11 protein-coding genes and 1 pseudogene are annotated in these 11166 nt (G+C 69.9%); 8 read left to right on the plus strand and 4 right to left on the minus strand.

The features are described from left to right. Positions 1-112 precede the first annotated feature (112 nt). The 3 genes from AC2W7K_RS17830 to AC2W7K_RS17840 all read right to left on the minus strand — a co-directional run bounded on the left by AC2W7K_RS17830 (position 113) and on the right by AC2W7K_RS17840 (position 2707). Positions 113-1027: a DUF4282 domain-containing protein gene (locus AC2W7K_RS17830; RefSeq protein WP_486006498.1), complete on the minus strand. Its 915-nt coding sequence runs from the start codon at positions 1025-1027 to the stop codon at positions 113-115. Between the two features lie 152 nt (positions 1028-1179). Further along, a complete protein-coding gene (locus tag AC2W7K_RS17835) occupies positions 1180-1983 on the minus strand; it encodes an aldose epimerase family protein (protein ID WP_198499186.1) in 804 nt (267 codons plus the stop codon). A gap of 7 nt (positions 1984-1990) precedes the next feature. Beyond that, the gene (locus AC2W7K_RS17840; RefSeq protein WP_009378215.1) at positions 1991-2707 is read right to left on the minus strand and encodes an IclR family transcriptional regulator; all 717 of its coding nucleotides are present in this window, start codon (positions 2705-2707) and stop codon (positions 1991-1993) included. A gap of 188 nt (positions 2708-2895) precedes the next feature. On the opposite strand from AC2W7K_RS17840, the gene leuC reads away from it, so the two are divergent. From leuC to AC2W7K_RS17875, 7 genes and pseudogenes are all read left to right on the plus strand, one after another. Further along, a complete protein-coding gene (gene leuC / locus AC2W7K_RS17845) occupies positions 2896-4377 on the plus strand; it encodes a 3-isopropylmalate dehydratase large subunit (RefSeq protein WP_198499185.1) in 1482 nt (493 codons plus the stop codon). A 9-nt stretch (positions 4378-4386) separates the two neighbouring features. Then, positions 4387-4986, plus strand: a complete 600-nt coding sequence (gene leuD, locus AC2W7K_RS17850; RefSeq protein ID WP_198499184.1) for a 3-isopropylmalate dehydratase small subunit — start codon at positions 4387-4389, stop codon at positions 4984-4986. A 110-nt stretch (positions 4987-5096) separates the two neighbouring features. Beyond that, a complete protein-coding gene (murA, locus tag AC2W7K_RS17855) occupies positions 5097-6413 on the plus strand; it encodes a UDP-N-acetylglucosamine 1-carboxyvinyltransferase (protein WP_198499183.1) in 1317 nt (438 codons plus the stop codon). Next, complete coding sequence (locus tag AC2W7K_RS17860; RefSeq protein WP_198499182.1) at positions 6410-7171, plus strand: lysophospholipid acyltransferase family protein; 762 nt, start codon at positions 6410-6412, stop codon at positions 7169-7171. The genes murA and AC2W7K_RS17860 overlap by 4 nt, the downstream gene beginning before the upstream one ends. After that, a complete protein-coding gene (locus AC2W7K_RS17865; protein ID WP_198499181.1) occupies positions 7168-8181 on the plus strand; it encodes an NAD(P)H-dependent glycerol-3-phosphate dehydrogenase in 1014 nt (337 codons plus the stop codon). The genes AC2W7K_RS17860 and AC2W7K_RS17865 overlap by 4 nt, the downstream gene beginning before the upstream one ends. Before the next feature lie 46 nt (positions 8182-8227). Beyond that, a complete protein-coding gene (locus tag AC2W7K_RS17870) occupies positions 8228-8761 on the plus strand; it encodes a YbhB/YbcL family Raf kinase inhibitor-like protein (RefSeq protein ID WP_198499180.1) in 534 nt (177 codons plus the stop codon). A gap of 72 nt (positions 8762-8833) precedes the next feature. Further along, a pseudogene (locus AC2W7K_RS17875) lies at positions 8834-9954 on the plus strand (D-alanine--D-alanine ligase family protein). 44 nt (positions 9955-9998) lie between these two features. Here AC2W7K_RS17875 and AC2W7K_RS17880 read toward each other — a convergent pair. After that, the gene (locus tag AC2W7K_RS17880; protein ID WP_198499178.1) at positions 9999-10592 is read right to left on the minus strand and encodes a DUF3515 domain-containing protein; all 594 of its coding nucleotides are present in this window, start codon (positions 10590-10592) and stop codon (positions 9999-10001) included. 34 nt (positions 10593-10626) lie between these two features. On the opposite strand from AC2W7K_RS17880, the gene AC2W7K_RS17885 reads away from it, so the two are divergent. Then, the coding region (locus AC2W7K_RS17885) for a thiamine-phosphate kinase (RefSeq protein ID WP_486006499.1) at positions 10627-11166 on the plus strand (540 nt) is incomplete at its 3' end.

The following is an 11166-nucleotide window of genomic DNA, read 5'->3' on the forward strand; positions in this document are numbered from 1 at the left end:
ATTTCGGTCGATTGCAAGCACCCTACGAATGCTAAGCGATCAGAGCTAAGCAATCAGGTGATTGTCCTTGGTGTGGCTGGGATCCGGGACGATCACGGACACACTTTTTGGCCTATAACCCGAGGATCGCGAAGAGCAGCGGCCACGGACTAAACGACGGCTCCGGCTCCCAGTAGCTCATCGCGACCCGCGACGCCGATCCGGCCGCGATGCCGCTGATGATCGTCGCGATCCAGGCGAAGACGGCGACGACGATCGCGAGGATGTAGATGATCCCCGCCCAGCGTGTGGCGACGAACGTGTTGAAGCGGAAGTCGAAGAGCGACTTGAAGAAGCCGCGCTGGTCCGCAGGCGTGGCAGTGCTGGGCTGGCCGTATCCGGTCGGCTGACCATATCCGGTCGGCTGGGCGTAGACCGCCTGCTGGCCGTACTCTGCCTGCTGGCCGTACTCTGCCTGCTGGCCGTAACTGCCGGGCTGAGAGCCGTACGGGTGGGCTCCGGGCTGAGAGCCGGGCGCAGCGGCCCCGGGCTGAGAGCCGTACTGATGAGCTCCGGGCTGCTGCGATCCCGCCGGCTGATCAGCGGCGACCTGACCGTTGGAGTAGTGGCCGCCGGAGTAGTGGCCGGGTGTCTGCGGCGAGCCGGGCTGCTGACCGGCGCTGTGCTGGCCGGCGCTGTGCTGGCTGTGTCCGTAGAGATCAGCGGCGCGCTGGTCGCCGTCGGCATGCCCCGGCTGGTACTGCAGCGTCGAGTGCTGGTCAGCAGCATCAGGGTCAGTGGCAACAGGGTCAGAGGCACCGTTGTCGGCGGCACGGTCGGCGGTTGCGCTGGGCGCTGACTCGTCGGCGGCGCTGCGTGCGGTCTCGCCGGCCCTCGATGCTGTTTCGTCGGCGTGGAGGGGAGGCGCGGAGTCGGTCGGTGCGGTCTCGCCTCGTGGCGCAGCGCCTCGCGGGACGGCGCTGTCGGCGCTGGGGGAGTGGTGGGGAGTCTCGGAGCTGCTCTTCTCCGGGTCGTGCGATGTCGACATCGTCGCATCCTCTTTCGCGGTCGGTTTCAGGATCACGGGGCGGTGTGACGCCGCCCACCTGCGTATTCGCAATCTATCAGGGCGAGATCACGCGAGTTCCGATGCGTTTCACACGGTGCTGTGAGCCGACGCCGAAGGTGGCCGGTTCTCCCTCAGGCCAGGCGCACGGACCACTCGAGCGCCGAGGCGGCGGTCGAGCGTGCGGCCACAGCGAGCGCCGCTCGCGACGGCGTGAGTCCGTCCCCGGTGCTCACGTGCCACACATCGAAGCCCGAACTCGCGGAGAACAGGGTGGAGGCCCCGTCGGCGCGCCTGATCCGACACTGCGACCGGGTCCCCGGTGCCATGGTGAACAGATCGTCGAGGACGACCCCGTCGAGACTGCGCAGAGCGCGGAAGTCCCGACACAGGACGCACGCGTCGACCGCGGCGGCATGGTCGCGCGGAACCCACGAGCCCGTGTCGAACGCTGCCGCCGCGCGGTCGAGGCGCTCAGGCGCGACCGCGGTCCCGCCGAGCCATCCCGCGGAGTCGAGGCGCAGGGCGGCCTCATCGACGGCTGCGCCGCCGGGGTCGAACCAGGCACGGACACTGATGTCGAGGGCGGACGGGGAACGGACGTGGAGAGCGGCTTCGAGACCGTCGTCGGTGAGTGCGAATCTCACCGAGGCGGCCACCTGACCGTGATCGCCGGTGGCACTGAGAGTGAGAGTCGACGCAGACCGCGCGGCGACGGTCCACGCGGCATCGGAGAACTCCCCGATCCGCACCGCCCCGGCCGCCGCCGCGGTCACCGGCCCGGCCGCCGAAGGGGAGACGACGACGGGACGGCCGTCGACCGTCAGCGACCGGAGTCCGGCGCCCGCCCGCGTGACGACGGCACGGGTGACACCGTGCTCGAGGTCGACGTGATCGGGCTGGTGCCGCGCCGGGTCGGTGACGGACGGGTCAGCCACGGTCGGGTCACCCGCGGACGAGCGCCTCGGTGAGCGCACGTGCCGCGTCGACGACGGCCTTCGCGTGGAGGCGGCCCGGCTGCCGGGTGAGGCGGTCGACGGGGCCGGAGATCGACACGGCCGCGACGACGCGATTGCTCGGTCCGCGGACGGGCGCCGACACCGAGGCGACTCCGCGCTCGCGTTCGGCGATCGACTGGGCCCAGCCGCGGCGCCGGACGCCGGAGAGCATCGTCGCGGAGAAGCGGGCCCCGCGCAGACCGGTGTGGAGCCGGTCCGGCTCCTCCCACGCGAGGAGGACCTGGGCGGCCGAGCCCGCGCGCATGCTCAGGGTCGCCCCGATCGGCACCGAGTCGCGCAGGCCGACGGGCCGTTCGGCCGCGGCCACACACAGACGCAGATCGCCCTGGCGGCGGAAGAGCTGAGCCGACTCACCCGTCTGATCGCGCAGCTGCCCGAGCACGGGCCCGGCCGCGGCGAGCAGCCGGTCCTCGCCGGCGGCCGAGGACAGTTCGGCCAGACGCGGTCCGAGGACGAACCGGCCCTGCAGATCGCGGCCGACGATGCGGTGGAACTCAAGGGCGACGGCGAGACGGTGAGCGGTCGGTCGCGCGAGTCCGGTGAGCGAGACGAGCTCAGCGAGAGACGCGGGTCCGGCCTCAAGGGCGGAGAGAACCATTGCGGCCTTGTCGATGACGCCGACGCCGCTACCATTGCTTGTCATAGAGACCATTGTGCGCGTCTCAATGAGCGAGATGCAAGTTCGAAATGCGATACGGGCGAGTAGATTTCACTCCACACCTCGAACGAGGCGGGGCGCACCGCGACCGCGGTCGCCTCAGGCGGTCGCACTCCGGCCGCCGCCCCAGAGCACTACCCGGGCGGAGGATCTCCGCTCCGGCGGGAGGAACCATGCCACGCACATTGGCCGAGAAGGTCTGGGCCGATCACGTCGTCTCCCCAGGTCAGGACGGCGCACCCGACCTCATCTACATCGACCTCCACCTCGTCCACGAGGTGACGAGTCCGCAGGCGTTCGACGGACTCCGACTCGCCGGGCGCCCCGTGCGCCGCCCCGACCTCACGATCGCCACCGAGGACCACAACACGCCGACGTGGGACATCGACAAGCCGATCGCCGAACCGACCTCGCGCACGCAGATCGAGACCCTGCGGAAGAACGCGGAGGAGTTCGGCATCCGCCTCCACAGCCTCGGCGACGCCGATCAGGGCATCGTCCACGTCGTCGGACCGCAGCTCGGCCTCACGCAGCCGGGCACGACCGTCGTCTGCGGCGACTCGCACACCTCGACCCACGGCGCGTTCGGGGCGCTCGCCTTCGGCATCGGCACCTCCGAGGTCGAGCACGTCCTCGCGACGCAGACGCTCAGCCTCAAGCCGTTCAAGACGATGTCGATCACCGTCGACGGCCAGCTGCCGCCGGGCTCGACGGCCAAGGACATCATCCTCGCGATCATCGCGAAGATCGGCACCGGCGGCGGTCAGGGCTACGTCCTCGAATACCGCGGCGAGGCGGTCCGGTCCCTGTCGATGGAGGCCCGGATGACGATCTGCAACATGTCGATCGAGGCCGGGGCCAGGGCGGGCATGGTCGCCCCCGACGAGACGACCTTCGAGTACGTCAAGGGCCGTCCGCACGCCCCTGAGGGCGTGGAATGGGATGAGGCGGTCGCGTACTGGAAGACCCTCTACACCGATGAGGACGCGACCTTCGACGCCGAGGTGGTCCTCGAGGCCGCCGACATCGAGCCCTTCGTCACGTGGGGGACGAACCCCGGTCAGGGCCTGCCGCTGTCGGCGAACGTGCCCGCGCCCGAGGACTTCGCCGACGAGAACGACAAGATCGCCGCCGCCAACGCCCTGGCCTACATGGGCCTGACCCCGGGCACGCCGCTGCGCGACATCGCCGTCGACACCGTCTTCCTCGGCTCGTGCACGAACTCCCGCATCGAGGATCTCCGGGCCGCCGCCGAGGTGGTGCGCGGCCGGAAGAAGGCCGATTCCGTGCGCTTCATGGTCGTCCCCGGCTCCGCCAAGGTGCGTCTCGAAGCCGAAGCCGAGGGCCTCGACCGGATCTTCAAGGACTTCGGCGCCGAATGGCGCTTCGCCGGCTGCTCGATGTGCCTGGGCATGAACCCCGACCAGCTCGCCGAAGGGGAGCGCTGCGCCTCGACGTCGAACCGCAACTTCGAGGGCCGGCAGGGCAAGGGCGGGCGCACGCACCTCGTGTCCCCGCTCGTCGCCGCGGCCACCGCGGTGCGCGGCACGCTGTCCTCGCCCGCCGACGTCGAGGACCTGCCCCGCGATGCCGAGCCCGTGCCCTGGGACGACCGTCCCACCCTCACCCTGACCCCCACCTCGGCGACCGCGTAAGGAGCAGCCATGGAAGCCTTCACGACCCACACCGGCGTCGGCGTGCCCCTGCGCCGCTCGAACGTCGACACCGACCAGATCATCCCCGCGAAGTTCCTCAAGCGGGTGACCCGCACGGGATTCGAGGACGCCCTCTTCTCCCGGTGGCGCACGGCCGAGGACTTCGTCCTCAACGACCCCGACTACGCCTCCGGGTCCGTCCTCGTCGCCGGCCCCGACTTCGGCACCGGATCCTCGCGCGAACACGCCGTGTGGGCGCTCAAGGACTACGGGTTCCGGGTCGTCCTCTCCTCTCGCTTCGGCGACATCTTCCGCGGCAACTCCGGCAAGGAGGGTCTCCTCGCCGCACAGCTCGAGCAGGCCGACATCGAGATCATCTGGAAGATCATCGAGAACCATCCGGGCACCCCGATCAGCGTCGACCTGCGTGAGAAGACCGTCACCTGCGACACGGTCACCGTCCCGTTCCAGATCGACGACTACACGCGCTGGCGGCTGCTCGAGGGCCACGACGACATCAGCCTCACCCTGGCCAAGGAGGACGAGATCGCGGCATTCGAGGCCAGGCGTCCCGTCCACAAGCCGCGCACCCTGCCCGCGAAGGTCTGAGGCCGGGTCGCACGGTCGTCTGCGCTAGTCTTGGACGAGTCCGAGGACAGCCGGCGGAGAACCGTCGCTGGAGTCCGCGGACGAGTCCGGAAAGCGACCAGGGGAGGAACATGCTCGAAGTCCGCGGCGGAAATCCGCTCGGGGGAACCGTGCGGGTCAGGGGCGCGAAGAACCTCGTGCCGAAGGCCATGGTCGCCTCCCTCCTCGGGGAGACCCCGTCCGTGCTCCGCGGCGTCCCGCAGATCCGCGACGTCGAGATCGTCACGGGACTCCTCGAGCTCCACGGAGTCAGTGTCACCCCGGGACCGGACGGCGCGCACGCCGACGGCGAGCTGCGCCTCGACCCCTCCCAGGTCGCGCAGGGCTCGATCGTCGACATCGACGCCCACGCCGGCTCCTCGCGGATACCGATCCTCTTCTGCGGACCCCTCCTCCACAGCCTCGGGCAGGCGTTCATCCCCGACCTCGGCGGCTGCCACATCGGGGACCGTCCCATCAACTTCCACCTCGATGTGCTCCGGCAGTTCGGCGCCGAGGTGGACAAGACGGCCGGCGGCATCATGCTCACGACGAAGCGCCGCCTCCAGGGCACGAAGGTCGAACTCCCGTACCCGTCGGTCGGGGCGACCGAGCAGGTGCTGCTCACGGCGGTGCGCGCCGAGGGCGTGACCGAGCTGCGCAACGCCGCGATCGAACCCGAGATCATGGACCTCATCGCACTGCTGCAGAAGATGGGCGCGATCATCACCGTCGACACCGACCGGGTCGTGCGCATCGAGGGCGTCGACACCCTCCACGGCTTCATCCACCGGGCGCTGCCGGACCGCAACGAGACCGCCTCGTGGGCCTCCGCGGCCCTGGCGACCGGCGGGGACATCTTCGTCGAGGGCGCCTCGCAGCCGGAGATGATCACGTTCCTCAACATCTTCCGCAAGATCGGCGGCGAGTTCGAGGTCGACGAGTCCGGCATCCGCTTCCGGCATCCCGGCGGCAGGCTCGCCTCGTTCGCCCTCGAGACCGACGTCCACCCCGGCTTCATGACCGACTGGCAGCAGCCGCTCGTCGTCGCGATGACCCAGGCCGAGGGCCTGTCGATCATCCACGAGACCGTCTACGAGAACCGCTTCGGCTTCACCCACGCCCTCGTCGAGATGGGGGCGAGGATCCAGCTCTACCGCGAATGCCTCGGCGGCACCCCATGCCGGTTCGGGCGCCGCAACTACGCGCATTCGGCCGTCGTCTCCGGGCCCGTCGACCTCAAGGGCACCCGCATCGACGTCCCCGACCTGCGCGGGGGCTTCAGCCACCTCATCGCGGCACTGGCCGCACAGGGGCGCAGCGAGGTCCACGGGATCGAGCTCATCAACCGCGGGTACGAGAACTTCCTCGACAAGCTGCTCGGACTCGGCGCCGAGGTCTCCGCATGAGCGCGACCGGCGGGGATGCACCCGGCGGCCACATCGTCTCCTTCGCACCCGGCGACGTCCGCTCCCAGCGGCGGGTCGCCTTCGTCGTCGCCTCCGCCGCGTACGGGCTCTTCCGCCTGACCTCGAAGATCCGCATCGAGAACCCCGGATACCTGCCGGAGAAGACCGGGGCCATCGTCGCGGCTTACCACGCCAACCACCTCGACCCCATCCTCGTCGGCCTCGGCCTGTGGCGCAGCGGCAAGCTGCCGCACTTCCTCGCGAAGTCGACGCTGTTCTCCGGCCCCCTGGGCATCGTCCTCAAGGGACTCGGTCAGATCCCCGTGCTGCGCGCCTCGGCGCAGGCCGGCGACTCCCTCGAGTACGCGAAGGACGCGCTGGCGAAGGGGGAGATCGTCGTCATCTACCCCGAGGGCACGCTGACGAAGGACGAGCACTTCTGGCCCCAGCACTTCAAGTCCGGGACCGCCCGGCTGGCCCTCGAGACGGGTGCCCCCATCATCCCGGCCGCCCACTGGGGGCTCGAGGACGTCAAACCGCGCGGCACGCTGAGACCGCGCTTCCGCCCGCTCACCCACACCTCCGTGGTGCGGTTCGGGCCGCCGATCGACTACCAGGATCTCTGGGAGCACAGGGAAGAGAAGAGTTCGATGACAGCGCTGACGAAGCGATTGACCGACACCATCGCGGGCATGGTCGCCGACCTCTCCGGCCGTGAGCTGCCAGCCCGCTTCCGCACCGAGGAGGCCGATTCGTGAGCGCGCCCAAGATCGCCGTGCTCGGCGCCGGATCGTGGGGGACGACGTACGCCGCCGTCATCGCCGATGCCGGGTTCCCCGTCACCCTCTGGGCTCGTCGCGCCGAGACCGCCGAGGAGATCACCACCGCCCACACGAACGCCCGGTACCTCGGCGACCGGGTGCTGCCCGAGCTCATCACCGCGACGACCGACGACATCGCGGCCGTCACCGGGGCGGACATCGTCATCCTCGCCGTGCCCGCGCAGACCCTGCGCGACAACCTCAGCCGGTGGAGGGACCACCTGAGCGATGGGGCGATCCTCGTCAGCCTCATGAAGGGCATCGAGGTCGAGACGGGCAAGCGGATGTCGGAGGTCATCGCCGAAGTGACCGGCATCGCCGAGGGTCGGATCGCCGTCGTGTCCGGACCCAACCTCGCGAAGGAGATCGCCGACCGACAGCCGACCGCGACCGTCGTCGCCGCCTCGGACATCGCCACCGCCGAGGCGGTCGCCGAGATCAGCGCGAACGCGTACTTCCGTCCGTACACGAACACCGACGTCGTCGGCGTCGAGATGGGCGGGGCCGTGAAGAACGTCATCGCCCTGGCCGTGGGCATCGCCGACGGGCAGCGCCTCGGCGACAACTCGAAGGCCTCGATCATCACCCGCGGACTCGCCGAGACCTCCCGACTGGCCGCGGCGATGGGCGCCGAGGCGCACACCCTGTCCGGACTCGCCGGACTCGGCGACCTCGTCGCCACCTGCGCGTCCCCGCTCTCGCGCAATCGCACCTTCGGCCGCCACCTCGGCGAGGGGATGAGCCTCGAGGAGACGATCGCGCACACCGAGCAGACCGCAGAAGGCGTGAAGTCCTCTCCCGCGGTGCTCGCCCTCGGTCGCCGCTACGGTGTCGACCTGCCGATCACCGAGGCGGTCAGCGCGGTTCTCGCCGGGCGTCTGCGGGTTGACGAACTCGCCGCTTTGCTGTTGTCTCGGAAGCGTAAGCACGAAGGCCCGCCGGCCTGAGGCCGTCACGGCTGCCGATCGATCCCCACGAGCCCAAGGAGCACCCATGAGCGTCAACTCACCGTTCTTCAACCTTCCCGAGCTTCCGACCTTCGAGATCACGAGCACCGACATCGAGAACGGGGCGGCCCTCCCGGCCCCGCAGGCCTCCGGCATCATGGGCGTGCCCGGCGGTGAGGACAAGTCCCCGCAGCTGTCGTGGTCGGGCTTCCCCGCGGAGACGAAGGCGTTCGCCGTGACCTGCTACGACCCCGACGCCCCGACCGGCTCCGGATTCTGGCACTGGGCCGTCATCGACCTCGACGCCTCGGTGACCTCCCTGCCCACCGACGCCGGCAACCCGGAGGCCGACCTCCTGCCCGCCGGCGCCGTGACCCTGCCCAACGACGCCGGTCAGCCCCGTTTCGTCGGCGCCGCCCCGCCCGAGGGACACGGACCCCACCGCTACTACTTCATCGTCACTGCACTCTCCGAGCCGCTCGGCATCGACGCCTCCTCGACGCCGGCGTTCGCCGGCTTCAACATGTACTTCAAGGGCATCGGCCGCGCGTGGCTCGAATGCACATACGAGGCCGACTGAGCTAGAGTTTCCCAGTCCCCGCACGCTCGGGCGTGCGGGGACGATGAGTTCCATCCCCGATCAAGGACCGATATGTCAGACACCGATCACCGGCCGCTCGTCGCAGTTCTCTTCGGAGGACGCTCGAGTGAACACTCCGTCAGCTGCGTCACGGCGGCAGGGGTGATCAGCGCCATCGACGACGAGGCCTACCGGGTCCTGCCGATCGGCATCACGAAGTCGGGGGTGTGGCGCATCGTCGACGACTGGGCCGAGATGCACTTCGACCCGGAGAACATGCCCGAGGTCACCGACAACGGCACAGAGATCATTCCCCGCGTCTCCGCGGTCGGGGCCCCGCTACTCCAGCGCGACGCCGACGGCACGGTCACCGAACTCGAGACCGTCGACGTCTTCTTCCCCGTCCTCCACGGCCAGTACGGCGAGGACGGGACCCTGCAGGGCTCTTCGAGCTCAGCGACACCGCGTTCGTCGGCTCCGGGGTCTTCTCCTCGGCCGCGAGCATGGACAAGCACTACACGAAGACCCTGCTCGCCCACGCCGGCATCCCCACCTGCCCGTGGGAGCTCGTCACCGAGACGATGTGGCAGACCGACCGGGCCGATGTCGAATCCCGGGTGGCGGCCCTGACCTTCCCCGTCTTCGTCAAGCCCGCCCGCGCCGGCTCCTCGATGGGCGTCAGCCGCGTCGCCGGTCCCGACGGCCTCGAGGCGGCTCTGCTCGAGGCGTTCGCCCATGACACGAAGGTCATCGTCGAACCGCAGGTCATCGGCCGGGAGATCGAATGCGCGGTGCTCGGCTCCCTCTTCGACGCCGAGGTGCGCACCTCCTACCCCGGGGAGATCGAAGTCTCCGGCGACCACGACTTCTACGACTTCAACGCGAAGTACCTCGACCTCGCCGATGCGCAGCTGAGCTGCCCGGCCCGGGTCGACGAGGCGACGACGGCACGCATCCGGGAGCTCTCGGCCGCGGTGTTCCGGCTCTTCGACTGCACGGGGCTCGCCCGCGTCGACACGTTCGTCACGGACTCCGGTGAGGTCATCATCAACGAACTCAACACGCTGCCCGGGTTCACCCCCACCTCGGCGTACCCGTTCATGTGGGCGAACTCCGGGATCGACTACCCGAGCCTGGTGAGCGAACTCATCAGCATCGCCCTCATCGACCACGCCCGCCGCACGCGGGACTGACGCTCAGGTGGTCTGACCCTCGCCGGGGTCGGGGGAACCGACGCTCAGGGGGTCGGGCCGGGGGAGACCTCGACGCCGGAGTCACCGGGCGGGGTGCTCGGCTGACCGGGGATCTCACCGACATCCTCGGCGCCGACGCACTGGTCCTGGGCCTCGAAGACCTGCATGGCCGGCGAGACGGTGGCGAGCACATCGGAGCCCGACGCGAGCTTGCGGTTGACGAGGACCTCGACGGCGGGGGTCCGTCCGTAGCTCGTGAACACCCACGTGTCGTCGTCCTCCCCGCCCTTGGAGATCCAGTCGACGCCGCTGACGCTCACGCACTGGTCCGTCGTCGGACCGGGCGGGGTGACGCCGCAGCGGACGACGGCGACGTTGGGATCGCCCCACGCCTTCGTGCCCTGCGAGGAGGTGTCGCGCACCTGCTGGCCGTCGAGTTCGTCGGGCAGGCGGAGCATGATGTCCGCGCACTGCGGGTTCGCCGCATCCGCCGCGGGTTCGACGACGACCGTGCGGGCGCAGCCGGACAGGGCGATGCCGAGCACGGGAAGGGCGAGGGTCACGGCGGCCGCGGAGCGCAGCACGGGCGAGCTGGACTGAGCCTGCGAGCCGGGCGACCGGCGAAGGAACGAACGCATGGAACTACCGTATCGTCCCTATAGGGTTGGATGTATGCCACAACTGTCCGAACTCGGCGAAGCGGACGTGCTCGACCGCCTTCTCGCCCACAGACGCGCAGGTGCCGTCGAGATCGTCGGCCCAGGCGACGATGCCGCCGTGACGAATCTCACGGGCCGGCTCGTCTCGACTGCCGACATGCTCGTCGAGAACGAGGACTTCACGCGCACGTGGCTGGACTGGCACGCCCTCGGCGTCAAAGCCGCCGCCCAGAACCTCGCCGACGTGTGCGCGATGGGGGCCCTCCCGCACGGACTCCTCGTCTCCCTCGCCGTCCCCGACACCACCGAGGTGGCCGACCTCGAAGCGCTCTTCCAGGGCATCGTCGCCGAAGCCGACCGGGCCGGGCAGGCGCTTCGGACCGCGGTGCCCGTCATCGGCGGCGACCTCTCGTCCTCGGGTCTCATCGTCGTCGCGATCACCGCGCTCGGGTCCGCCGAGGCCGGTCACGCGATCACCCGGGCCGGGCCAGCCGGTGACGGCATCTGGCTCGCCGGCACCCTCGGTCGCGCCGCCGCCGGCTCGACCTGCTCT

The organism is Brevibacterium sp. LAARM2_SD2 (genome assembly GCF_057364785.1).

Bases quoted from the DNA above. Each gene is read 5' to 3' on its own strand.
- leuC (WP_198499185.1), top strand. From the start codon at position 2,896: ATGCCACGCACATTGGCCGAGAAGGTCTGGGCCGATCACGTCGTCTCC.
- AC2W7K_RS17860 (WP_198499182.1), top strand. From the start codon at position 6,410: ATGAGCGCGACCGGCGGGGATGCACCCGGCGGCCACATCGTCTCCTTC.
- AC2W7K_RS17870 (WP_198499180.1), top strand. From the start codon at position 8,228: ATGAGCGTCAACTCACCGTTCTTCAACCTTCCCGAGCTTCCGACCTTC.
- AC2W7K_RS17880 (WP_198499178.1), bottom strand. From the start codon at position 10,592: ATGCGTTCGTTCCTTCGCCGGTCGCCCGGCTCGCAGGCTCAGTCCAGC.
- AC2W7K_RS17830 (WP_486006498.1), bottom strand. From the start codon at position 1,027: ATGTCGACATCGCACGACCCGGAGAAGAGCAGCTCCGAGACTCCCCAC.
- murA (WP_198499183.1), top strand. From the start codon at position 5,097: ATGCTCGAAGTCCGCGGCGGAAATCCGCTCGGGGGAACCGTGCGGGTC.
- leuD (WP_198499184.1), top strand. From the start codon at position 4,387: ATGGAAGCCTTCACGACCCACACCGGCGTCGGCGTGCCCCTGCGCCGC.
- AC2W7K_RS17840 (WP_009378215.1), bottom strand. From the start codon at position 2,707: ATGACAAGCAATGGTAGCGGCGTCGGCGTCATCGACAAGGCCGCAATG.